At 50.0% G+C, this 23,232-nt stretch carries 19 protein-coding genes; 12 read left to right on the top strand and 7 right to left on the bottom strand.

Annotation, left to right across the window (positions count from 1 at the left end; all coding sequences use genetic code 11):
• Nucleotides 1-4: 4 nt before the first annotated feature.
• Together CWI83_RS02545 and CWI83_RS02540 are read left to right on the top strand one after the other, a co-directional pair.
• Entirely contained in the window at nt 5-331 is a 327-nt protein-coding gene (locus CWI83_RS02545) for a PilZ domain-containing protein (protein ID WP_126825265.1), read from the top strand.
• A gap of 17 nt (nt 332-348) precedes the next feature.
• Nucleotides 349-1,128 (top strand): TatD family hydrolase, encoded by a 780-nt coding sequence (locus CWI83_RS02540; protein WP_126825262.1) that lies wholly within the window; start codon nt 349-351, stop codon nt 1,126-1,128.
• Nucleotides 1,129-1,300: 172 nt separating this feature from the next.
• Here the strand turns inward: CWI83_RS02540 and CWI83_RS02535 are convergent, their stop codons facing one another.
• The 3 genes from CWI83_RS02535 to sppA are packed head-to-tail and all read right to left on the bottom strand — an operon-like array spanning nt 1,301 to nt 5,599.
• Nucleotides 1,301-2,644, bottom strand: coding sequence for a sodium-dependent transporter (locus CWI83_RS02535; RefSeq protein ID WP_126825259.1), 1,344 nt, complete (start codon nt 2,642-2,644; stop codon nt 1,301-1,303).
• A 30-nt stretch (nt 2,645-2,674) separates the two neighbouring features.
• Entirely contained in the window at nt 2,675-3,685 is a 1,011-nt protein-coding gene (gene ansA / locus CWI83_RS02530) for an asparaginase (RefSeq protein WP_126826037.1), read from the bottom strand.
• A 57-nt stretch (nt 3,686-3,742) separates the two neighbouring features.
• Nucleotides 3,743-5,599, bottom strand: a complete 1,857-nt coding sequence (gene sppA / locus CWI83_RS02525) for a signal peptide peptidase SppA (RefSeq protein ID WP_126825256.1) — start codon at nt 5,597-5,599, stop codon at nt 3,743-3,745.
• 123 nt (nt 5,600-5,722) lie between these two features.
• On the opposite strand from sppA, the gene CWI83_RS02520 reads away from it, so the two are divergent.
• Nucleotides 5,723-6,277, top strand: a complete 555-nt coding sequence (locus tag CWI83_RS02520; RefSeq protein WP_126825253.1) for an NAD(P)H nitroreductase — start codon at nt 5,723-5,725, stop codon at nt 6,275-6,277.
• Between the two features lie 31 nt (nt 6,278-6,308).
• Here the strand turns inward: CWI83_RS02520 and asnS are convergent, their stop codons facing one another.
• Both asnS and bioA read right to left on the bottom strand, forming a co-directional pair.
• A complete protein-coding gene (gene asnS, locus CWI83_RS02515) occupies nt 6,309-7,709 on the bottom strand; it encodes an asparagine--tRNA ligase (protein WP_126825250.1) in 1,401 nt (466 codons plus the stop codon).
• 128 nt (nt 7,710-7,837) lie between these two features.
• Entirely contained in the window at nt 7,838-9,133 is a 1,296-nt protein-coding gene (gene bioA / locus CWI83_RS02510) for an adenosylmethionine--8-amino-7-oxononanoate transaminase (RefSeq protein ID WP_126825247.1), read from the bottom strand.
• Between the two features lie 127 nt (nt 9,134-9,260).
• Between bioA and bioB the strand changes: the two genes are divergently transcribed.
• From bioB to bioD, 4 genes are read left to right on the top strand one after another with little or no spacing between them, the layout of a single operon-like run.
• The gene (bioB, locus tag CWI83_RS02505) at nt 9,261-10,310 is read left to right on the top strand and encodes a biotin synthase BioB (RefSeq protein ID WP_126825245.1); all 1,050 of its coding nucleotides are present in this window, start codon (nt 9,261-9,263) and stop codon (nt 10,308-10,310) included.
• 11 nt (nt 10,311-10,321) lie between these two features.
• Nucleotides 10,322-11,446 (top strand): aminotransferase class I/II-fold pyridoxal phosphate-dependent enzyme, encoded by a 1,125-nt coding sequence (locus CWI83_RS02500; RefSeq protein ID WP_126825242.1) that lies wholly within the window; start codon nt 10,322-10,324, stop codon nt 11,444-11,446.
• Nucleotides 11,430-12,245 (top strand): methyltransferase domain-containing protein, encoded by an 816-nt coding sequence (locus tag CWI83_RS02495; RefSeq protein WP_126825239.1) that lies wholly within the window; start codon nt 11,430-11,432, stop codon nt 12,243-12,245. Before CWI83_RS02500 ends, CWI83_RS02495 begins: the two co-directional genes overlap by 17 nt.
• The gene (gene bioD / locus CWI83_RS02490) at nt 12,242-13,003 is read left to right on the top strand and encodes a dethiobiotin synthase (protein ID WP_126825236.1); all 762 of its coding nucleotides are present in this window, start codon (nt 12,242-12,244) and stop codon (nt 13,001-13,003) included. The genes CWI83_RS02495 and bioD overlap by 4 nt, the downstream gene beginning before the upstream one ends.
• On the opposite strand, the gene pepE is transcribed toward bioD, so the two are convergent.
• Entirely contained in the window at nt 12,958-13,680 is a 723-nt protein-coding gene (pepE, locus tag CWI83_RS02485) for a dipeptidase PepE (protein ID WP_126825234.1), read from the bottom strand. The two genes, bioD and pepE, sit on opposite strands and share 46 nt — an antisense overlap.
• Nucleotides 13,681-13,816: 136 nt before the next feature.
• Here pepE and htpX point away from each other — a divergent pair, with 136 nt between their 5' ends.
• The 3 genes from htpX (at nt 13,817) to CWI83_RS02470 (ending at nt 16,945) form a co-directional block, all read left to right on the top strand.
• Nucleotides 13,817-14,689, top strand: coding sequence for a protease HtpX (gene htpX, locus CWI83_RS02480; RefSeq protein ID WP_126825231.1), 873 nt, complete (start codon nt 13,817-13,819; stop codon nt 14,687-14,689).
• 63 nt (nt 14,690-14,752) lie between these two features.
• On the top strand, nt 14,753-16,111 hold the full coding sequence (locus CWI83_RS02475) for a class II 3-deoxy-7-phosphoheptulonate synthase (protein WP_126825228.1): 1,359 nt from the start codon (nt 14,753-14,755) through the stop codon (nt 16,109-16,111).
• 27 nt (nt 16,112-16,138) lie between these two features.
• Nucleotides 16,139-16,945, top strand: a complete 807-nt coding sequence (locus tag CWI83_RS02470; RefSeq protein WP_126825225.1) for a DUF1338 domain-containing protein — start codon at nt 16,139-16,141, stop codon at nt 16,943-16,945.
• Nucleotides 16,946-16,948: 3 nt separating this feature from the next.
• Here the strand turns inward: CWI83_RS02470 and ppsR are convergent, their stop codons facing one another.
• Entirely contained in the window at nt 16,949-17,758 is an 810-nt protein-coding gene (gene ppsR / locus CWI83_RS02465) for a posphoenolpyruvate synthetase regulatory kinase/phosphorylase PpsR (protein ID WP_126825222.1), read from the bottom strand.
• 103 nt (nt 17,759-17,861) lie between these two features.
• Between ppsR and ppsA the strand changes: the two genes are divergently transcribed.
• Both ppsA and CWI83_RS02455 read left to right on the top strand, forming a co-directional pair.
• Nucleotides 17,862-20,231, top strand: coding sequence for a phosphoenolpyruvate synthase (gene ppsA / locus CWI83_RS02460; RefSeq protein ID WP_126826035.1), 2,370 nt, complete (start codon nt 17,862-17,864; stop codon nt 20,229-20,231).
• On the top strand, nt 20,224-23,232 hold the full coding sequence (locus CWI83_RS02455) for an FAD-binding and (Fe-S)-binding domain-containing protein (protein WP_126825219.1): 3,009 nt from the start codon (nt 20,224-20,226) through the stop codon (nt 23,230-23,232). The genes ppsA and CWI83_RS02455 overlap by 8 nt, the downstream gene beginning before the upstream one ends.

The following is a 23,232-nucleotide window of genomic DNA, read 5'->3' as shown; positions in this document are numbered from 1 at the left end:
TGTCATGAGTACGAAACGCTTAAAAATCGAGTCTGAAGAGCAGTTACGGCGCCTGTACATGCCTTTTATCAAGGGTGGTGCCTTGTTTATTGCCACCGATGATAACTATCAGCTTGGTGATGAAGTCAAACTGGTGCTGCGGTTACCGGCTGATACCGAGGATACTCTGGTTCGCAGTAAAGTCGTCTGGTTAGCGCCGAAACGCTCTGGTCGAGCCGACGAACGCGGCGTGGGGGTGCAATTTGTCGATGACAAATCACATCTGCGTAACCGTATTGAGACGATGTTAGGGCACCTCGGCGAATCAGCGATGCCAACCGCTACGATGTAAAACACAGAGGAGTCGTTGTGTTTGTAGATTCACATTGTCACTTAGATAAAATTGATTTAGCCGAGTTTGAGAATAACTTTGAGCGGTTATTAGAGCAGGCTGCGGCAGCAAAAGTAGAGCGGATGCTGTGTATTGGGGTTACCCTTGAGGACTTTCCCGGTATGCGCGATTTGGTTGCACAATATCCGCAAGTTAATATCAGTTGCGGCGTACATCCACTCTACGTTGCCAAGCATCCGTATTCAGTTGCTCAATTGAGCGAGTATGCGCGCGCTGAAGAAGTCGTGGCGATTGGCGAAACCGGCCTTGATTATTACTACGACGGTGAGAGCAAAGCGCAACAGCAAGAAAGTTTCCAAACCCACATCCAACTAGCAAATCAACTAGATAAACCGCTTATCATCCACACCCGTGATGCGCGTGAGGATACGTTGGCCATTTTGCGTGAAGGGCGAGCCGAGCGTTGTGGTGGTGTGCTTCATTGTTTTACAGAAAGTCTTGCCATGGCTGAAGCAGCGATTGCTGACTTAGGCTTTTATATCTCGATTTCAGGAATTGTCTCGTTTAATAGTGCCAAAGAGTTACGGCAAGTAGTTGAGGCGGTTCCGCTTGAACACCTGTTGATTGAAACTGATAGTCCATGGCTTGCACCTGTTCCGCATCGCGGCAAGCAGAATCAACCTGCTTACGTTGCGGAAGTGGCGGCTTGGGTGGCAAAAATTAAAGGCGTTTCGGTAGCAGAGGTAGCGGCAGTAACCCGCAATAACTTTTATCAATTATTCAAACGTGCGCAGTAAATTCAGACGCAGCTAAAAAAATTGGCGAAAAATCGCACAAAAAATTAGCAATCGTACAAATCTTGTCTAAACTGAACTTTACCCTCGACATCAATCGAGTTAGCGCACGGCTCTTTACGAGCCATTCCCCTATGCTCGGGACAATTTGGATTGGTCCCGAGCTTTTTTTATCTTAGCCTCGCCAAATGACCAGTAAAATCAGGACTGGACAGATAAATTTCACGTACCAAGGCCAAATCTTCCAGAACAAACTCGAAGCCATTTCGGGCGCACCCTCAGACAGTGCTTTAAGGAGTAGGTGCTGGCGTAATACCCAGGTTAACAAGATCCCAAACACTAACGCCAGTAGCGGTTGCATATAGACAGTGGTGAGGGTGATCACGGCACCGAACAATTGTTCAAAATTATAAATGATGACGGCTGAGACAACGGCGATGACAAATCCTACAATCCATGCGCTTTTGTGGCGTGGCTGATTGGTTTCTTCTCGCAACGCATTAACCGGCGCTTCCAGCATGGAAATAGAAGAAGTAATCGCGGCAATCACCATCAGTGCAAAAAAGGCGAGGGCGACCCAATGACCGACCGCACCCATAGAGTGAAACATTGCCGGGAGCACACTAAAGACCAAAGTATCAGACGAGAGCAGTTGCCCTTGCGCGTCATAAATAACGACCCCCAATTCTTGCGCAGCAAACATGGCAGGGAGGATTAAAAGTCCGGCTAGAAATGCCACTGAACTATCGAGACCGGCGACCCAACCTGCCGTTTTGGGTAAGTTCTCATCGCGTGACAAATAAGCGCCATAGGTCATCATGCAGCAGACCCCGATTGAGAGTGAGAAAAACGCTTGGCCCATCGCTCGAATGATCAAGTTAGGATCGGTAACACGACTGAAATCAGGTTTCAGGTACATCTCTAGCCCTTGGGTGGCGCCGGGCAGTGTAAGGATATAGGCGACCATGACAATCAATAAGACAAACAGCATCGGCATCAAACGTCGCGACCAGCGCTCGATACCATCGGTAACACCCGAGCGCACGACATGAATCGTCAGCAGCATAAACAAAATCATCATCACCATGTTGCGCTGAACACTAAACTCAGTCAGCCATTGCGCAGCAGTGGTAAAACCCATCAATTCAGCAATCGGCGCAAACATAAATGCCAGCAACCAGCCAGAAACGATGGCATAAAAACTTAGGATGAGGGATAGCACCAGCAGTCCAATAACTCCCGATACGGCGCCAAACATCCGCCAAAATGGACGATCGCTTAAGGCTCGTAAGGCTTCAATTGGGTTTTGTTGACGCATCCGCCCTATGGTTAACTCGGCAACCAGCATAGGGTAGGCAAGAATCGCGATCATCGCGAGGTAAACTAATAAAAAGGCGCCGCCGCCATTGCTTGCTGCTTGGGTTGGAAACCCCCAAATGTTTCCGACCCCAACAGCTGATCCAGCTGCCGCTAGAATAAAGCCGATGCGCGACGAAAAAGCCGGCGATTTAAGAGCCATAGTCGAATCCTTGTTGTTATTTAGCGCGGTTTAGTGGCTGAGCTCACCACGCAAATTTTGTTGTAGTAATTGATTAATTTCAGTTTGACTAAGCTGTTGCGATAGCAAAAAGTGTAATTTGGTCAGGGCGGCTTCAACCGTCATATCAAAGCCACTGATCACGCCAATCTCAGCTAGCGCGTTACCTGTTGCATAGCCTTCCATATTCACTTTGCCTTTAAAACATTGAGTCAGATTTAACACCACAACGCCACGTTCAATGCCGCGTTTAATACTTGCCAGTAGGGCCGCATCCTGGGGCGCATTGCCGACCCCATACGAAAGCATAATCAGGGCTTTAGTGGGAGCTTGTAATAAGTTATCAATGAGTGCTGCTGAAATCCCCGGGTATAGGGTCGCGACCACGACGGTCTGTGGCGTAACAGCGTGCAGAGTGAGAGGTTTCGGGCTCGGTGGCGCAAGTTCACCCGCTTGTACTTTAATTTCGATACCCGCCTGCAGCAGCGGTTGAAAATTGGGCGAGGCGAAGGCATTAAAGCCATTGGCATCTGCCTTGGTCGCGCGATTACCACGGAATAATTGATTGTTAAAAAATAAACTCACTTCATGAATCGGATAATTTGCGGCAATGTACAACGCATTCAATAGGTTGGTTTGGCCATCAGAACGCAGCGCAGCGAGCGGTATTTGAGACCCGGTAACAATGACGGGTTTGCCTAGGTTCTCGAACATGAAAGAGAGCGCCGAGGCGGTGTAGGCCATGGTGTCGGTGCCATGCAAAATGACAAATCCATCATAGTCGTGATAGTGACTGGCAATATCTTCGGCAATACGCTGCCAATCGCGCGGACTCATGTCAGAGGAGTCCATCAGAGGAGCATACTCATGAATGGTGAAATCCGGCATTTCAGGACGAAAAAACTCCGGCATGGTGTTCACGCACTCAGTTAAAAAACCCGGCGCAGGGATATAGCCTTGCGCCGATTTTTGCATTCCTATGGTGCCGCCGGTGTAGGCAACGTAAATTCTTTTTTTCTGCATCAGATCGCTATGACAATGGCTGGTTGATGGAATGATTCCAGCCATTGTACATGAGTCTTATTCGATCGGACAGAGCTCGCATAGTGCGTAGGCACCATTTGGATCGTTGAAGTTAGACAAGTCTCCTAAATGCTGCCATACCTGCATCACTTGCTGGCGAATAGGGTCAGCTGTTTGCGGACGTTGTGGTAACCAAGCTTGGGCTTCACCGAATAGATCGGCGATGAACTTATCACGACCCGATAACTCACGCTCGACCACTTCGACGCGATAATCTTCGAGGTTGGCTTTACTCGCTGCCGCCGCAATCGCATCATCGATGTCGCCTAAACGGTCGACTAAGCCGAGCTCTTGCGCTTTGGCACCGGTCCACACGCGGCCTTGGGCAACCGCATGAACTTGCTCATAGGTCATGTTACGACTTGCTGCGACCATGCTGACAAAATCGGTATAAATTTTGTCGATACTAAGCTGGATAATCTGCTTGGCGCCATCAGGAATAGGCCGAGCTAAATCCATCATTGGCATCTCAGTGGTGTGGAATCCGTCACTATACACGCCAACTTCTTTAAGGCTGTTTTCAAGCGTGAAGAACATTCCAAAAACGCCGATTGAACCTGTGATGGTGTGCGGACTTGCCCAAATCTCATCGGCACTTGCTGCAATCCAGTAGCCACCAGATGCTGCCACTGAACTCATTGAGGCAATCACTGGTTTACCGGCTTGTTGTAACTCGAGCAGCTCTTGCCGAATCACCTCTGAGGCGAAGGCACTTCCACCTGGACTGTCGATGCGTAATACCACCGCTTTGACTTGGTCATCTAAACGCGCTTCACGGAGCAACTCAGCAGTGCTATCGCCCCCGATACTACCTGGATTCTGATAACCATCCATAATGACGCCACGGGCAACAACAACAGCAACCTTGGCTTGGTCTTCAGCGCTAGTAACGGGCTCAGCTGACTCACTTTGTTCCAGCGCGACGAGGTAGGCGCTATGGCCAATACGCTTCCAGCTCTCCTCATCTTCGTCCAAGCCGGTTAGGTTGATCATTTCATTACGGAATTGCTCGCGGGTTTTTAATCCATCCACTAGACCCGCATTCACCGTCAGTTGCGCAAGATCGTTTCCTGCTGCTTCAGCAAGAGTCTGGAAATCAGCCAATCGTCCTGACAAGAACAATGGATCGATATCACGCTGTTGGGTCAAATCAGCAAGGAAAGCATCCCACAGGGCAGTGTAGACTTGGCTGTTTGCTTCGCGCGCTTCATCAGACATGCTGGTCCGAGTATAGGGTTCAACCGCTGATTTATACGCACCGACTTTGAATACATGGGTGGTCACTTTAAGTTTTTCCAGCATTTCGCTGAAATACAGGCGATAAGCACCATAGCCTTCAAGCATCATCCCGCCAAGTGGGTTGAGGTAAACTTGGTCAGCATGGGCGGCTAGGTAATATTGATTTTGGCTGAAGTAGTCCGCGTAGGTGTAAATTGGCTTGCCAGAGGTTTTAAACTGTTCGAGTGCAGCCGCGACAGTTTGCATTTTATTTAAACCGCCCCCCAAAAATGACTCAAGACTCAAATAAACCCCACCGATACGGTCGTCGGTCGCGGCTTGCTCAAGTACTTCAAGAACGTCGCTCACCAACACCTCAGGAATGGTGTCGCTTGAGCCAAGGCTGTTGTTGACGAATTTATCAATGGGATCAACCCAAGTATACTCTTCGACTAGAATGCCGTTCAGGTTCAGCACCAGCATACTTTGCTCAGGCACTTCAACCGGCTCTTCGCCGCTCATAAAGACGCCGACTAGGACGGCAAGCAAGACGAAAAAAATGACATTCAAAATGATTTTTCGAATACCGTTTAAAAATCGAAACAACTTGCCAAATACGTTTAGGACACCATTCATAAATTATTCCCAGTTTCTCACTTTTGACCTATCATTGAGGATAAATAAAACCAAACTAATTCACCAGCCTGAGAATGTAACAGAGCATTTCCAGCGCTGCTACAAACTGTTAGGGATTGATTCATGGATGCTTTAGAACTTTTACTTACGCGCTCATCAATGCCTCGTCTTGTCAGTCCAGGCCCAACTCCAGAGCAGCTCGAACTGATGTTGCAAGCCGCCGCACGAGCGCCTGATCATATGAGCTTGCAGCCTTACCATTTTTCCGTTTTTAGCGGCAAAGGGGTTGATAAATTAGCGGAAATTTTCGCCGAGGCAGCGGCCATGCAAGGGATGCCAGAACTGCAACAAGAGCGCGCACAGCAACTGCCAAAGCGTGCGCCTATGGTCATCGCGGTATGCCTTCGCTATCAGGATAACGATAAAGTGCCGCGTGAAGAGCAGGCCGCAAGTGCTGCTTGTGCCACCTTATTATTGCAGCAGGCCGCGTTCGCGCAGGGGCTTGGGGCAATTTGGCGAACCGGTTGGTTGGCGGAAGATGAGTACGTTGCGGAGCAGCTTGGTTGTGGATCTGACGATGCCATTATCGGCTTTCTTTATGTCGGTACGCCAGCGCTACCCACGCCGATAAAGCCAAGTAAAGATTTAAGTACTAAGGTGAGTTATTACACCGATTAAAAAAGGAGCCTTGCGGCTCCTTTTTGAAAACTTAAAAATCAGCGGACTTCGGTGCCCGAGGGAATGGAATCACATCACGGATGTTGGTCATTCCAGTCACGTAACTCACTAAGCGCTCGAAACCAAGGCCAAAGCCAGCGTGTGGAACGGTACCGTAGCGGCGTAAATCACGATACCAACCGTAATCTTCTGGATCCATACCAAGTTCGGCTAAGCGCTGATCAAACTTATCAAGGCGCTCTTCACGGGCGCTGCCGCCGACAATTTCACCGATACCTGGGGCCAAGATATCCATAGCTGCTACGGTTTTACCATCGTCATTTTGACGCATATAAAATGCTTTGATGTCGCGCGGATAGTTTTTCAGCACAACAGGCGCGCCGACATGCTCTTCCGCCAAATAACGTTCGTGCTCAGACTGCAAGTCGGTACCCCAACTTACCGGGTATTCGAACTTCTTGCCGCAGTTTTGCAAAATTTCAACGGCGTCGGTGTAATCCATATGGACGAAGTCATTGCTCACCACGTGCTGTAAACGCTCGATAACGGTTGGGTCGATACGCTGGGCAAAGAAGGCCATGTCGTCGGCACGTTCCGTTAAAACGGCATTAATACAGTATTTCAGCATATCTTCAGCGAGATGGGCGATATCATTTAGATCAGCGAAGGCAACTTCTGGCTCAACCATCCAGAATTCAGCCAAGTGCCGACTGGTGTTTGAGTTTTCGGCGCGGAACGTGGGTCCGAAGGTATAAACCTTGCTCAGCGCACATGCATAGGTTTCCGCATTAAGCTGACCTGAAACCGTTAGAAAGGCTTCTTTACCAAAGAAATCCTGTTTAAAGTCAACCTCACCTTGCTCGGTTTTTGGCACATTCAACAAGTCGAGGGTCGAGACCCGAAAGAGTTCGCCAGCACCTTCTGCATCAGAGGCGGTAATAATTGGCGTCGCAACCCAGAAATAACCGCGCTCATGAAAGAAGCGGTGAATTGCTTGGGCGAGGCAGTTACGAACCCGCATCACTGCACCGGTCACGTTGGTGCGCGCCCGCAGATGCGCATGCTCGCGCAGGTATTCCATAGAATGCCGCTTGGGCGCCATAGGGTAGGTATCAGGATCTTCCACAAACCCGAGCACTTCAACCGTCGTTGCTTGAATCTCAAAGGCTTGCCCTTTACCCGCTGATTCAACCACGGTGCCGGTTACCGCTAGGCTGCAACCTGTTGTGAGGTGGAGCACTTCAGACGAGTAATTAGGGAGTGAATTTTCAACCACGGCTTGGACCGGATCAAAACATGACCCGTCATGGATATTAATAAACGAGATACCCGCTTTTGAGTCGCGTCGGGTACGAACCCAACCGCGAACGGTCACTGTTGTACCTACGCTAACTTTACCCGCTAAAACATCGCTAACCGTAACAAAGGACATGTGCCTGAGAACTCCCTAAAACTGACTCTAGCTCAATGATTGATAGAAGAAGTCGCTATGTTACCTCGGTTTGCTCACAACTCAAGCGAAATTCATAGATCTGGGCATAGATCTGATCAGAGTTCTGATCAGAGTTCTGCGCAGATTGCACACATGGCTTGGGTAAGCTGTGACAGTTGTTCTGCCGAGATAACATAAGGAGGCATCACATAGACCAAACGACCAAAGGGGCGAATCCAAACGCCACGGCGCACGCACTCAGCTTGAAATTTAGCGACATCCACGCCGTGCTTGAGCTCTATGACACCAATCGCACCGAGTACGCGAACCTCAGCAACACACGGGAACGACGCTGCGGGGGCCAGCTCTCGCTCGAGTTGAGCGGCAATCTGCTGGACCCTCTGTTGCCATGGGCTGGCTAACAGCAGGTCGATGCTGGCGCTGGCGATCGCACAGGCGAGGGGATTCCCCATAAAAGTAGGGCCGTGCATAAAGGTGCCGCCAGCGGGTCCCGCACTAATTTGGTCGGCTACTGCAGCGGTCGTGATCACAGCGGCTTGGGTAAGATAGCCCCCAGTCAGGGCTTTACCAAGGCACAAGATATCGGGGCAGACATTGGCCCATTCGACGGCAAATAACTTCCCGGTGCGACCAAATCCCGTCGCTATCTCATCAGCAATTAGCAAAATATCGTATTGTTCACAGAGTTGCTTAGCACCTGCTAGAAATTGCGGATGATAAAAGCGCATACCGCCGGCGCCTTGCACGATCGGTTCGAGGATAAGTGCTGCCAATTGCCCATGGTGTTGGTTCAACAGCTGTTCAAGTTGGTCAAGATCAGCAGGATCCCATGCTTGGTTAAAGGCAGTGCTTGGTTTATCAACAAACAATTGCTCGCGCAAACTGCCTCGAAATAGCGCATGCATGCCATTCACCGGATCACAGACCGACATGGCCGCGAACGTATCGCCATGATAGCCGCCCCGAATCGTAGCCAGGCGATTCTTTTGGGGTTTATCTTGCGCAGCCCAGTATTGCACCGCCATCTTAATGGCAACTTCAATTGCGACTGAGCCTGAGTCTGCTAAAAATACCCGTTGCAGCGGCGCCGGCGTCATCTCTAGCAAGCGCTTCGTCAAACCAAGCGCAGGTTCATGCGTAATTCCGCCAAACATCACGTGACTCACACGTTGCAGCTGTGCTGTTGCGGCTGCGTTTAAAGCGGGGTGATTGTAGCCATGAATAGCCGCCCACCAAGAGGACATGCCATCGATTAAGCGCTTGCCATCGGCGAGCATCAGTTCACAGCCTTCTGCGCCGGTAACCATATAGGTGGGCAAAGGCTCGCGAAAAGACGTGTAGGGGTGCCATACATGTTCCCGATCAAAGGCTAATGCTTGGTCTAAATCATTGAATTCCTGCAAAAGAGCTCCGACATGCTGAAAAGGTGATTAATAAATAGCCAGACGTAAACTAATGCGAGCTATAAAATGTTGACAGTCTAATCAATCGAACTAGCCTAGTCGAGTCACATTTAACCGCGAGCACCTTATGACAACTGAACATTCCGCTAGTATTCGTCACGATTGGTCGATCGAAGAAATAGAAGCCCTCTTTGCACAGCCCTTTTTAGACCTTGTTAGCCATGCGCAACAGGTGCATCGAGAAAACTTTACTGCCAACGAAGTGCAAATAAGCACCTTGTTATCGATTAAAACAGGTGCATGCCCGGAAGATTGCAAATATTGTCCGCAGTCGGCGCACTATCGTACCGATGTTGAGCGCGAACGTCTGCTCGCGGTTGAGCGGGTCCTTGAGGAAGCGCAAGCGGCAGCAGCGCAGGGCGCCAGCCGCTTTTGTATGGGCGCTGCGTGGCGCAATCCCAAAGATCGCGATATGCCGTATTTGATTGAAATGATTCAGGGAGTTAAAGCCTTGGGTTTAGAAACCTGCATGACCCTAGGGATGCTGAGTGCGCCCCAGGCTGCTGCGTTAAAGCAAGCGGGGCTTGATTATTACAATCATAATCTGGATACCTCACCCGAATTTTACGGCGATATTATCACCACCCGCACCTACGAGGACCGATTGGCGACCCTAGAGCATGTGCTTGATGCCGGAATGAAAGTCTGTGCTGGAGGAATTGTCGGTATGGGTGAGGCGCGCCGCGATCGCGCCAGTTTGCTGCAGCAGCTCGCTAACTTACCCAAACATCCTGAGAGTGTTCCGATTAATATGCTGGTTCGAGTAGAGGGCACACCGCTGGCGCAGGGGGAGGATCTTGATCCGTTTGAATTTATCCGCACCATTGCAGTTGCACGAATTGTGATGCCAGCGAGTACTGTACGCTTATCAGCTGGTCGCGAAACCATGGACGATAGCACCCAAGCGCTTTGCTTTATGGCTGGTGCGAACTCGATATTTTACGGTGAGCGGCTGCTTACCACCGATAATCCTGCACTTGAGCGTGATCAAGCGCTGTTTAGACGGCTCGACTTGCAGCCAAGTCAAACCCAAGGGTTTAGTGACGAGACCCATGCGCAAGCGATTGCCGATGCGATCACTGCTGAGCAGCAATCGACGCTGTACTATCCAGCTTAGGACAATCTCGAGTGGCGTCTATCTCGGCGAAATTGCAGCAAGCATTAGCGGCTCGCGAACATAGCGGGCTGCGGCGGTCGTTGCGGCAATCTGAACTATCCCAACGCAGTAGCGACTTTAGCCTCAATGATTACCTGGGTTTAAGTCAGCACCCGATGGTGCGAGCGGCGTTTCGTCAAGCCGCAAATGAATATGGTGTCGGTGGCTGTGCCTCGCCCCTATTAAGTGGTTGGCAAGCGCCGCAGGCTTATTTATCCAAGCAGTTAGCCGAATGGTTAGAGCGCGACCGAGCGTTGTTATTTAGTTCCGGTTTTGCTTGTAATCAGGGCGTATTGAGAGCTCTTGGCGGGCACTACAGCGTGATTCATGCGGATCGTCTAATCCATGCTTCTTGCTACGGTAGCCATAAGCTGAAGCGCTTTCCACATCAAGCGTTCGATAGCTTAACTGAGCGTGTCGCTGCTTCCGATCAAGCACAATTGGTGCTGCTTGAGAGTCGTTATTCAATGGATGGTGATGAACTGGATTGGCGCCAACTGGGAGCGCTTAAGCGCAAGGCGAGTCAGCTCGATGTATGGGTTGATGATGCCCATGGGATTGGTGTGAGCGGTGATGATGGCCGCAGTATTTGTGGCCAGCTGAGTCAAGCCGAAGTCGATTTTTGTACGGTGACCTTCGGTAAAGCACTGGGCAGCAATGGTGCGGCGCTTCTATGCGAAGAAGTGGTTGCGGATTACCTGGTGAATTACTGTCGAGATTTCATCTATTCGACCGCGATAAGTCCGGCCCAAGCGGCAGCGGTAAGCGCGGCTATTGAGCTGGTGCGCAGCGCAGAGGGGCGCGTTTTGCGCCAGCGTTTGCAGGATAATATTGGTTACTATCAGCAGCTCTGCCAACAACATGGCATCGCAACTCCGGCTGCGGCAACTAGTCCGATCCAGTGGGTACCAGTGGGCTGTCCGCAAATCACAGTTAAGATCACCGAACGCTTAGCGCAACAGAACATGCGGGTGCAGGCAATTCGTCCACCAACGGTGCCTGAGCATACCTCACGCCTGCGCATCACCATATCTGCCATACATGACGCTGAGGCAATTCGCGACTTAGTGGAGGCGCTGCGTGCTGTTATCGACTGATCCTCAAGCTGCCGCACTGCGCTATGACAAGCGATTGGTTGCGCATAAGTTCTCGAAGGCTGCAGCCGGCTATTTGAACCATGCAGCGTTACAACAACAAACTGGCGAAGCATTATTGGGGCAGTTGCCAATCCGTTCGTATCAAGCTGGAGTCGATATTGGTTGTGGCCCGGGCCCATTTACTGAGGCTTTAAAACAGCGCTGTGATACCTATATTGGCATCGATTTAGCCCCGCAAATGCTCCTAGAGGCAAAGCGCAGTCACCACAATGGCTTGTTTTGTCGCGGTGATATGGAGCAATTGCCATTTGCTTCTGAGAGCTTTGATCTAATGTTTGCGAATTTATCGCTGCAATGGGCGAATCAACCCGCAAACCTGTTTCATGAGTTAGCCCGGGTTAGCGCTGCCAATGGCGTCTTAGCATTCACAGTGGTACTACCAAATTCGATGCAACCTTTAGCACGCATTGTGCAGGCGCTTGATGGCCAACCAAGGGCGAATCGACAAGCTACGTTAACGCAGTACCACGATTGGCTTAGCGAAGCAGGGTGGCAGATTACATTCAGTGCGCCCCGGCCGCTTACAACTCGACATCGCGATTGTCGAGGCTTACTTGATAGTGTCAAGGGGGTTGGGGCGAGCTTGAGTGAGTATCCAAAGCAAGGTCTGCGTGGTCGCAGCTGGTATCAGAAATTAGAGCAGGCGTTATTGCAGCACCGAGACGTGGATGAAAACTTAGTATTGCATTGGAATATCGGAATTGTGATTGCGGTGAAGGCTAAAATAGGGGTTTTATGAGTTTACATAAGCGCAAGTATGATTGTATTTTTGTAACAGGTACAGATACCGATGCAGGCAAGACGTTTGCGACAGAAAAGCTAATAAAATCATTATCCTATCATGGTCATACATGGCTAGCGACGAAACCTATCGCAAGTGGTTCACGAGCTATAAATGAAGATAAATCAGAGCATCCACAAAAAGTGAATGACGATGCGCTCAAGCTGGCGAATGCAAACCCGCTGCAATGGCCATATGAGTGGCTTAATCCGCTCTGTTTTCAACAACCCATCGCACCTCATATTGCTGCACAACAAGAGGGGCGTGAGTTATCAGCAGCGTTACTGCGAAACATACTGACTGAGCAAAAACAGCGTGCGCAACAACAGCAAGCGGGCTTGCTGATTGAAGGAGCGGGAGGCTGGCTCCTGCCGCTCAATCAACAAGAAACCCTGGCAGATGTGATTGAGCAGTTAAACCTCCCGGTGATTGTTGTGGTGCGGATGCAACTGGGCTGTTTAAATCATGCGCTGTTAACATTAACAGATATTTTGCGCCGAGGCCTGATTGTAGCAGGCTGGATCGCGTCGGAACCGAGCCCACAGCGGATGCTGAATTACACCGAAAACCTTGAGTTCCTCAAAGCAGCATTTCGCCAACGTGCCAACGCAGAACTATTGCTTGAATTGGCGCACGGTTGCACTGACACTGCAGCGATTGAGCAGCGTGGTTATACTAATTTGTTCAAATCCGTGCCTGCCGGCAACGGCGTTTGAGTTCCGGCACGGAATAAAAAGGCAGGATCGCTGCCATTCACACCTGTACAGCAATGTATCACTTGTGCGCTTGCGCTGACTTCTAGCAGGGCACCTTCGCGTAACGCGAGGACTGGGGTGCCGGGGTGTAGGGTCATATATTCGGCTAAACGCTGCGCGCGGGTCTCGCCATGGAATCCAGGCGGATGTACATCAACATAATGTGGATTGAGCTGTAACGGCACCAGCTCAAGGGCACGAAAACTTGGTGGCTCAACGATCGGCATATCGTTGGTGGTGCGGATGGTTAAGCCTGCGATATTTGCGCCAGCACTCCAACCGGCATAGGGGCAGCCCTGTTTCACTTTGGCTTGGATCTCAGCCAGCAGGTCGTAATGATAGAGCTGTTGCAATAAGCGAAAGGTATTCCCACCGCCGACTAAAATGCCCTCAGCAGAGCGAATTTCTGCTTGCGGATCGTTCGCGGTATGCAAGCCTTTGATACGGATGTCATAGGCCGCTAGTGCCTGCTGTACTCGGGCAGTATACGTATCGTAATCCATGGTTACACCCGCATATGGAATAAAGAGCACCTCTTGCGCTGCGTCAAAATGACCTTTAATAAACTCAGCATAAGCTTGCAGATACTCGCTATCGTTGACGCGAGAGCTACTCATTAATAACAGTGAAGGGGCCATCTCTTACTCCGTGTTTAAGCCATCCAATCGTTGCTGTATCAGAATATCAAGGAATCAACTAATTTACAGAGCTAACTTGATCTAAATGTTACCGCACCCCATATCGTAGAAAGTCTATTTGAGTGAGGATCTGGCGGTGTTACGAATCGGTCTGTTTTTAGTGACGAACTTAGCAATCTTGGTGGTTTTTGGGGTGGTCATGAACCTCATTTTACCGGCATTAGGCGTTGCTCCAAATCAATATCAAACCTTATTGGTGTTTGCCGCGCTATTTGGCTTTGGCGGTGCGTTTATCTCTTTGTGGATGTCGAAATGGTTGGCACTACGTTCAGTGCGAGGTGAAGTCATTAAACAGCCACGCAATAGCACTGAACGTTGGTTGCTAGATACCGTTGCTCGACAGGCTCGGTTGGCAGGTATCCCGATGCCAGAAGTGGCGATTTATCATGGAGCCGATGCCAATGCATTCGCCACCGGAGCAAGTAAAAAAAATTCGCTCGTCGCCGTGAGTACGGGGCTATTGCAGCAAATGAACGCCGATGAAGTCGAAGCGGTATTGGCGCACGAAGTGAGCCATATTGCGAATGGTGATATGGTGACGTTAACCTTGATTCAAGGGGTCGTGAACACCTTTGTTATTTTCTTGGCTCGGGTACTCGCGGGGGTGATTAATAATGCGCTGCGGGGTAACAATAGCCAGCAAGGCGGGGGTGGGTTCGCCTATTTTGGAATCGTCATGCTGCTCGAGATCGTCTTTGGTGTGTTGGCGAGCATAATTGTCATGTGGTTCTCACGTCAGCGCGAATTTCGTGCCGATGCCGGCTCTGCGCGGCTGGTAGGTGCGGATAAAATGATCGCTGCGCTGCGTCGTCTGCAAACGAATCAAGACTCTGAACTTGATGGCACTATGATGGCTTTTGGGATTCATGGCAAGCGTCGTGCCAGTCAATTATTTCTCAGTCATCCGCCCCTTGAAGAGCGCATTTCAGCCTTGCAAAAACTGCGTTAATGGATTGTAAAAAAAGCCAAAATTAGGTATATTACGGGCCTAATTTTGGCGTTAGGAAGTGGTATGAAAGAGTGGCAAGTGCGGAGCTGGCGCGAGAAGCCGATACAACAGCAACCGCAATATCAATCAAAGCAGCAGTTAGAGCAGGTTGAACAACAACTTAAGCAGTTTCCGCCACTCGTTTTTGCAGAAGAGATCCGTGCCTTGCGGAAGCAGCTCGCGCAAGTGAGCCAAGGGCGCGGTTTCTTGTTGCAAGGGGGTGATTGTGCCGAATCCTTTAACGACTTCAATGCCCCTAAGATACGCGACACCTTCAAAGTCATTTTGCAAATGGCGATAGTCCTGACCTTCGCCGGCTCTTGTCCAGTCACAAAAGTAGCGCGGATGGCAGGGCAGTACGCTAAGCCCCGCTCGAGTGACTTAGAGCAACAAAATGGCGTGAGTCTGCCGGCATATCGTGGCGATATCATCAACGGCGTGGAGTTTGACGAGTCCGCACGGATTCCCGATCCTGAGCGAATGATTCGTGCTTACCATCATTCAGCGGCTACTCTCAACTTACTTCGAGCCTTTGCCCAAGGTGGCTTAGCTGATTTGCACAAAGTCCATAAATGGAACATGAGCTTTGTTGAAGCGAACCCGCTAAAAGCAAAGTACCAAGAGGTTGCCGAGCAAATTCAGTCGGCTTTGAAGTTTATGGAAGTGCTCGGGATCACCGCTGAAACCAATGCGACCATTCATGAGACCCAGCTATTTACTAGCCACGAAGCGTTATTACTGCCGTATGAAGAGGCTCTGACTCGTATCGATACATTAACGGGCTTACCCTACGATTGTTCGGCGCATATGGTCTGGATTGGTGAACGGACGCGGCAACTCGACCACGCTCACGTGGAGTTTATGCGCGGTATTCATAACCCGATCGGGGTCAAAATTGGCCCAACGACGAGCGCTGATGAATTAATTCACCTCATTGACGCGCTCAATCCAGACAATGATGCTGGACGCTTGACCTTAATTACGCGTATGGGTGCAGATAACCTAGCTGAAAAATTGCCGGCTCTGGTTCGCCGCGTCAAAGCTGAAGGACGCCATGTAGTGTGGTCAAGTGACCCTATGCATGGGAATACCGTCAAGGCCGAAAACGGTTTGAAAACCCGCAATTTCGATGCCATTCATCGTGAATTACGGCAATTCTTTGCGGTCCATCAAGCAGAAGGAACTCACCCTGGTGGTGTGCATTTGGAAATGACTGGGGAAAACGTCACTGAGTGCACAGGGGGGGCTTACCAGATCGCTGAAGCCGACCTGACTCAGCGTTACCTGACTCAATGCGATCCACGCCTAAACGTGGATCAAGTATTAGAACTCGCCTTCTTGGTTGCTGATTCGCTTGCAGAAGCACGTCAGGGCCGAGGTTAATCCGACATTTTCGAGGTTTAGTAGTATATGTCACAGCAAGTACAGCAGTTTTTCGAGAACCTTTGGCATGATTATATTCAGCACACGCCATCGGCGGCTAAAATCCATCAGGTACTCGGTGGTGGTGCCCCAATTATCAATGACCACGTCGCGTTTCGTACGTTTAACATCGCCCCTGTTAATTTAGAGCGCCTCGCTGCGCACTTTGAAACCATGGGTTATGAAGCGAAAGGCGATTATCAATTCGAACAGAAAAAGTTGGTCGCAAAGCATTACGAGCACAGCGATCCAGCGTTACCAAAAATCTTTATCAGTGAGCTGTTGGTCGAAGAATTCTCAGATAAGTTGCAAAAAATTGTGCATCAATTGGTGAGCCAGGTGAGTGCAAGTGCGGTTGAAAAATCAAATATCTTGTACTCAGGAACGCACTGGCAAATCAGTAGTGCCGATTATCAGAGCTTATTAGCCGAAAGCGAATATGCAGCCTGGTTGGCGGCTTTTGGTTTCCGCGCTAATCACTTCACTGTCAGCGTGAATCATTTGCCGGGCTTTGAGCACTTAGAGCAAGTGAACGAAAAGTTGAAGCAAGAAGGCTTCCGCCTAAACACCTCAGGTGGTGAAATCAAAGGCTCGAAAGAGGTTCTTTTAGAGCAGTCTTCGACCCTAGCAGATCAGACCGTGGTGCGCTTCAGTGATACCGAGAAACGCATTCCTAGCTGCTTTTACGAGTTTGCCAAGCGCTATGAAGAAGCGCCAAACAAACTCTATAGTGGTTTTGTTGCCGCTTCTGCAGATAAAATTTTTGAAAGCACTGACGCCAAACACGCGTCTTAGAGCCTAGTAACAATGCCGTTCAAGGTTCGTTTCGTTAAGGATCTTGGCGGCAATTTCCTCTACTGAGAAACGCGTACTATCTAGAAAGGGAATCGCTTCACGTCGATACATGGCTTCTACCGCCTGTAGTTCGAATCGACATTGCTGCATAGATGCGTAGCGACTCCCTTCACGCCGTTTGCTGCGGATTTCATGTAAACGTTGCGGTTCGAGCGTTAAACCGAACAGCTTGTGACGATATGGTTTGAGTATTTTCGGCAGCTGTAACTTCTCAAAATCATCATCATCGGTAATTGGATAATTTGCCGCTTTAATTCCGTATTGCAGCGCTAAATATAAGCTGCTGGGTGTTTTCCCGGTACGAGAAACCCCAATCAAAATAATATCGGCCTCATCGTAGTCGGAAATATTACTGCCATCGTCATTAGCAAGGGTGTAATTGATTGCTTCGATGCGGAAATCATAATTTTCTTGAATACCGTGGGTAAGGTTGGTTTTCGGTTGTGCCGGAATACCAAGCTCTTGGCTAAGTGGGGCGACAAAATAATCGAGAAAATCATAGCAACTGCCAGCACTTTGGGTAATCACGCGCTTAATTTCGACACTTACAAAGGTATGGAAAATAATCGGGCGTTCGCCTGATTTCTCGTAGGCCTCGTTAATTCGCCGAACCGCTGTTTCGGCTTTTTCTTGGCTATCGATGAAGGCAAGGGTCTTATGTTCAACTTTAAGTGGGAACATGGATAGCATGGCTTTACCAAATGCTTCTGCGGTCAAAGCGGTGCCATCTGAAATATAAAATACAGTGCGCATGAAAGTTTCCTTTAAAATCAGGGTTTGATATTAACTTGTTGGGGGCCAATGTGTAAAATGGTCGAGGATTTAACCTAACGAGGATGCGACTGTGGAAAATTCTGTGCAAGATTACGTACTTTGGTATGACGAATTAGGGATGAATGATGTCAACCGAGTGGGCGGTAAGAACGCTTCGCTTGGCGAAATGATCAGTAACTTGTCGGGAGCCGGAGTCGTGGTTCCAAATGGTTTTGCAACGACTGCAGAAGCCTTTAATGAATTTCTCGAACAAAGTGGGATGAATGACAAAATTCATGATTTGCTTGATGCCCTTGATGTTGACGATGTTGATGCGCTTGCCGCGGCAGGGAAAACCATTCGGCAATGGGTTATCGATACGCCTTTCACGCCAAAACTTGATGCCGAAATCCGCAGCGCCTACGAAAAACTTAGCGGCGGCAATACGGAGGTAAGCTTTGCAGTGCGCTCATCGGCCACCGCCGAAGATATGCCTGATGCATCTTTCGCGGGACAACAAGAAACCTTCCTTAATGTGCGCGGTATTGATGCCATTATGGAAGCGATCAAACACGTTTTTGCTTCACTCTTTAACGATCGCGCGATCTCCTATCGTGTGCACCAAGGCTATGACCATCGCGGTGTAGCCTTGTCTGCTGGGGTGCAGCGGATGGTGCGCAGTGATATCGCATCATCAGGGGTCATGTTCAGCATTGATACCGAATCTGGTTTTGAGGATGTGGTGTTTATTACTTCGTCATACGGGCTTGGCGAAATGGTGGTGCAGGGGGCCGTTAACCCTGATGAGTTTTATGTCCACAAGCCAACACTCAAAGCAGGACGTCCAGCGGTATTGCGCCGTAATCTCGGCAGTAAAAAGATCGAAATGGTGTATGCCGATAGCACTGAGCATGGTCAACAAACCAAAATTGTCGATATTGCACCAGAACAGAGTCGCAAGTTCTCGATTACCGATGCTGAAGTTGAGGCACTCGCCAAGCAAGCTGTGATTATTGAGCAGCATTATGGCCGTCCAATGGACATTGAGTGGGCAAAGGACGGTATCGATGGGCAACTCTATATCGTCCAGGCACGTCCTGAAACCGTGCAGTCGAATAAATCTGGCCAAGCGCTCGAGCGCTATGCCTTGAAACAACATTCAGATGTGATTGTAACCGGACGTGCGATTGGGCAACGTATTGGTGCCGGTGTTGCGCGAGTCCTCAATGATATTTCTGAAATGAATCAGGTCCAGCCAGGTGACGTGTTGGTCACTGACATGACTGACCCAGACTGGGAACCGATTATGAAACGAGCGGCGGCGATTGTGACCAATCGCGGCGGTCGCACCTGTCATGCGGCGATTATCGCGCGTGAGCTGGGGATCCCAGCTGTCGTCGGTTGTGGCGATGCAACGGATAAAATCAAAGCGAATGAGGCGGTGACCGTTTCCTGTGCGGAGGGGGATACCGGCCTAATTTATAAAGGTGCGCTCGACTTTGAAGTGACCGAATCTGATGTAGGCGATATGCCAGCATTGCCGCTTAAAATTATGATGAACGTGGGTAACCCTGATCGCGCCTTTGATTTCGCTCAATTACCGCATGCTGGGATTGGTTTGGCGCGGTTGGAGTTTATTATTAACCGGATGATCGGTGTGCACCCGAAGGCGTTGCTGAACTTTGAGCAACAAGCTCCGGCCCTGCAGGAACAAATCGCTGAGTATATCGCTGGATATGAATCACCGCGCGAATACTACATCACCAAACTGACTGAGGGTATTGCAACCCTTGCCGCGGCATTCTCTCCAGAGCGGGTGATTGTGCGTATGTCCGATTTTAAATCGAACGAATATGCAAACTTAGTCGGTGGTCAACAGTATGAGCCACACGAAGAGAACCCAATGCTCGGTTTCCGTGGAGCGTCGCGTTATATCTCGGAGGAGTTCCGAGATTGTTTTGCGCTCGAATGTGAAGCCATTAAGCGTGTTCGTAATGATATGGGACTGACCAATGTCGAAGTCATGATTCCATTTGTACGGACCCTTGAGGAAGGACGTCAGGTCATCGAGCTACTGCGTGAGCAGGGCCTGAAGCAGGGCGAGAACGGTCTGCGCGTTATCATGATGTGTGAACTGCCATCGAACGCAGTGCTAGCGGAACAGTTCCTTGATATTTTTGACGGTTTCTCAATTGGCTCGAACGATTTAACCCAGTTAACTCTTGGCCTTGACCGTGACTCAGGTGTAATCGCGCACCTCTTTGACGAGCGCAATGAGGCGGTTAAGGCGCTGCTGGCTATGGCTATTCAAGCGGCCAAGAAGAAAGGGAAATACGTCGGTATCTGTGGGCAAGGACCTTCTGACCATGCTGATTTTGCGGCTTGGTTGGTTGAACAAGGCATTGATTCGGTCTCATTAAACCCTGATACCGTATTAGAAACTTGGTTGTATCTAGCGGAGCATCATGGCTGAGCAGAGCTTGATTCAGGCTGGCGCGACGGCAGCGCCAGCCGCACTTCATTTGCAGTACCAAAGGTATCTGTCGGCCCTCTCTGAATCCGCTTTTAGCGGGGAGATAGATTGGACTTATGCCGGTCGCCTGATTGCTGCAACGGATAATTCAATCTACCAGCAGTTACCGCAAGCGGTTCTATATCCTCGTCATACTCAAGATGTCGTTACCGCATTGCAACTTGCTCAACAAGATGCCTATCAAGGCGTTCGCTTCAGCCCTCGCGGCGGCGGTACGGGCACCAACGGACAAAGTCTAACCGCAGGTATCGTCATCGACCTGAGTCGGCACATGCGCCAAATTGGCGAATTAAATGCTAAACAAGCATGGGTTGAATGTGAGACCGGCGTGGTTAAAGACCAGCTCAACGACGCCGTGCGTGATGCCGGATTATTTTTCTCACCCGATCTCTCGACCAGTAATCGCGCCACAATTGGTGGCATGATCAATACTGATGCATCAGGACAAGGCTCACTGGTTTATGGCAAAACCAGTGATCATATCCTTGCTTTGACGGCCGTTCTGAGCAATGGCGAACTGCTTGAAGCTTATGAGATGAGTGTTGCTGAGGCTAGCGCAAAAGCTGAACAAGCGAATCTAGAAGGGGCGATTTACCGGCAAGTCATCCAAACATGTATTGGTAAGCGAGACGCGATCGCGGAAAAGTTTCCGCCGTTGAACCGTTTTTTGACCGGTTATGATCTTAAGCATGCTTATGATCCGCAACGGCAAACGATCAATATTGCACGGCTGCTGGCTGGCTCAGAAGGGACACTCGCTGTTATTACTCGGGCGCGTCTAAATTTGACCGCACTGCCCAAGTTCAAAGTACTGGTGAACGTAAAATACTCTGACTTTCAAGCTGCCCTCCGCAATGCACCTTTTCTGGTCAAAGCTGAGGCGACCTCAGTTGAAACGATTGATAGCAATGTCCTTGATTTAGCCCGCAACGATATTATTTGGCATCAGGTTGAACAACACCTCGCCGAAGTACCAGGGCAAACCATGAATGGCATTAACATGGTTGAGTTCACCGCAACTGCCGCCGACGAAATTGAGCAGAAGCTCAGTCGCTTATGCCAGGCGCTTGATGAGTTGATTCAAACTAAGCCAGAGCAGGGCGTCATTGGCTATCAAATTTGTCGCGAGCCGAGCAGTATTCAGACCATTTACGCCATGCGCAAAAAAGCAGTGGGTTTGCTTGGTGCAACGAAAGGTGCCCGTAAACCGATAGCCTTTGCAGAAGATACCGCGGTTCCTCCTGAAAAATTGGCGGATTTCATTACTGAATTTCGGGCAATTCTTGATCAACATCAACTTCACTATGGGATGTTTGGGCACGTTGATGCAGGGGTGCTGCACGTGCGCCCCGCACTCGATATGAAAGCTCCGAGTGATCAGCAATTGCTGCGTCAGATCAGCGACCAAGTGGCCGAATTAACCGCTAAATATGGCGGTTTGATGTGGGGTGAGCACGGCAAAGGGTATCGCTCGGAATATGCGCCAAAATTCTTTGGCCAAGAGCTTTATCCAGAGATCCAAAAGATTAAAGCTGCTTTTGATCCAGAAAATCGTCTTAATCCCGGTAAATTGTGCACGCCATTTGGTTCGCAAGAGCAATTAGTATCGGTCGATGCGGTGAAGCGGGGGGATTTTGATCGCGCCATCGAGGTTGAGCCGAATAGTCCTTACCAACATGCCTTGGATTGCAACGGCAATGGTCTGTGCTTCAACTACGCCGCAGATTCAGCCATGTGTCCATCCTACAAGGCAAGCGGGAACCGAGCTTATTCACCGAAAGGGCGCGCGAGTTTAATTCGCGAATGGTTGCGCTTGCGCAGTGGCGGACAGAACTTAGCCGCGCCATTAACTGAATTTGATCAGCAAGTGAAGCAATCAATGGATGAATGCTTAGCCTGTAAGGCGTGTGCCAACCAATGCCCGGTTAAAGTTGATGTTCCTGCGTTTCGAGCAGAATTCCTCGCCTGGTATGGGCAGCATGAAAAACGCAAGTTGAAAGATTATCTCGTGCGTGATGTCGAGCGACTGGCGCCGAAATTAGCGAAATGGCCACGGCTTGCCAATCTGCTCAGTGATAATCCGCTCAGTCGCTTGCTGTTAAAGCATGTGATTGGTTATCAGGATGCACCTAAATTATCTGTACCGACGCTGCAGCAGCGCTGGCAACAGCATGCATGGCAACAGCTGAGCGTCAACGAGTTACTCCAGACAACCCAGCTTGAGCAGGCGCGCACCGTGGTGATTGTGCAAGACCCGTTTACGAGTTTTTATGAGGCTGAGTTAGTCGAAGCGTTTGCAAAGGTCGCTCAAGTACTCGGGTTTGAGCCAGTGTTATTGGAGTTCTTAGGCAATGGTAAAGCCCAGCATGTGAAGGGCTTCTTAACTGAATTCCGCGCTACCGTGGCACGGGTTGGGCCGCAATTGCAGGCGTTATCTGATGCAGGCTGGAATTTAGTTGGGCTCGATGCCAGCACGAGTTTGTGTTACCAGGACGAGTATCGTCGCTATAGTTCGCAGCCGCTCAGTTTTGAGGTGCGGTTGCCACAACAGTGGTTGTTGCAAGTCTGTGCTGATGAAACCTTCGCTAAAGTGCAGTTGGCACCTACGCCAGCATCACTGCAGTTATTGACGCACTGTACCGAGCAAACCGCGCTCGCAACAGCTGCCAAACAGTGGCACACCGTATTTGCGCAATTTGGTCTGGAGTTGACCACGCGAGCGAACGGATGTTGCGGTATGGCGGGCACTTATGGCCATGAAGCAGAGCATCAAGAGGCGAGTCGAAAGCTGTATGAAATGAGTTGGCAAGAACAGTTGGCGCAACCGGGTTGGCAAACCTTGGCGACTGGCTTTTCATGTCGCTCGCAGGCGAAAAGATTTAAGCAGCGGGCTTTGCACCCGCTACAGTATCTTGCACAGAGCTTAGCGCAAGGAGAGTAA

The organism is Pseudidiomarina taiwanensis, from assembly GCF_003987435.1.
Taxonomy (GTDB): domain Bacteria; phylum Pseudomonadota; class Gammaproteobacteria; order Enterobacterales; family Alteromonadaceae; genus Pseudidiomarina; species Pseudidiomarina taiwanensis.
The sequence above is the reverse complement of the archived record's forward strand: the minus strand, read 5'-3'. Positions and strand labels throughout refer to the sequence as shown.

What these genes read in the sequence shown, in the direction of transcription:
- bioD (WP_126825236.1), top strand. Translation starts at nt 12,242, where the DNA reads ATGAGTTTACATAAGCGCAAGTATGATTGTATTTTTGTAACAGGTACA.
- CWI83_RS02470 (WP_126825225.1), top strand. Translation starts at nt 16,139, where the DNA reads ATGTCACAGCAAGTACAGCAGTTTTTCGAGAACCTTTGGCATGATTAT.
- CWI83_RS02455 (WP_126825219.1), top strand. Translation starts at nt 20,224, where the DNA reads ATGGCTGAGCAGAGCTTGATTCAGGCTGGCGCGACGGCAGCGCCAGCC.
- bioB (WP_126825245.1), top strand. Translation starts at nt 9,261, where the DNA reads ATGACAACTGAACATTCCGCTAGTATTCGTCACGATTGGTCGATCGAA.
- asnS (WP_126825250.1), bottom strand. Translation starts at nt 7,709, where the DNA reads ATGTCCTTTGTTACGGTTAGCGATGTTTTAGCGGGTAAAGTTAGCGTA.
- CWI83_RS02520 (WP_126825253.1), top strand. Translation starts at nt 5,723, where the DNA reads ATGGATGCTTTAGAACTTTTACTTACGCGCTCATCAATGCCTCGTCTT.
- CWI83_RS02545 (WP_126825265.1), top strand. Translation starts at nt 5, where the DNA reads ATGAGTACGAAACGCTTAAAAATCGAGTCTGAAGAGCAGTTACGGCGC.
- pepE (WP_126825234.1), bottom strand. Translation starts at nt 13,680, where the DNA reads ATGGCCCCTTCACTGTTATTAATGAGTAGCTCTCGCGTCAACGATAGC.
- CWI83_RS02475 (WP_126825228.1), top strand. Translation starts at nt 14,753, where the DNA reads ATGAAAGAGTGGCAAGTGCGGAGCTGGCGCGAGAAGCCGATACAACAG.
- ansA (WP_126826037.1), bottom strand. Translation starts at nt 3,685, where the DNA reads ATGCAGAAAAAAAGAATTTACGTTGCCTACACCGGCGGCACCATAGGA.
- CWI83_RS02535 (WP_126825259.1), bottom strand. Translation starts at nt 2,644, where the DNA reads ATGGCTCTTAAATCGCCGGCTTTTTCGTCGCGCATCGGCTTTATTCTA.
- sppA (WP_126825256.1), bottom strand. Translation starts at nt 5,599, where the DNA reads ATGAATGGTGTCCTAAACGTATTTGGCAAGTTGTTTCGATTTTTAAAC.
- ppsR (WP_126825222.1), bottom strand. Translation starts at nt 17,758, where the DNA reads ATGCGCACTGTATTTTATATTTCAGATGGCACCGCTTTGACCGCAGAA.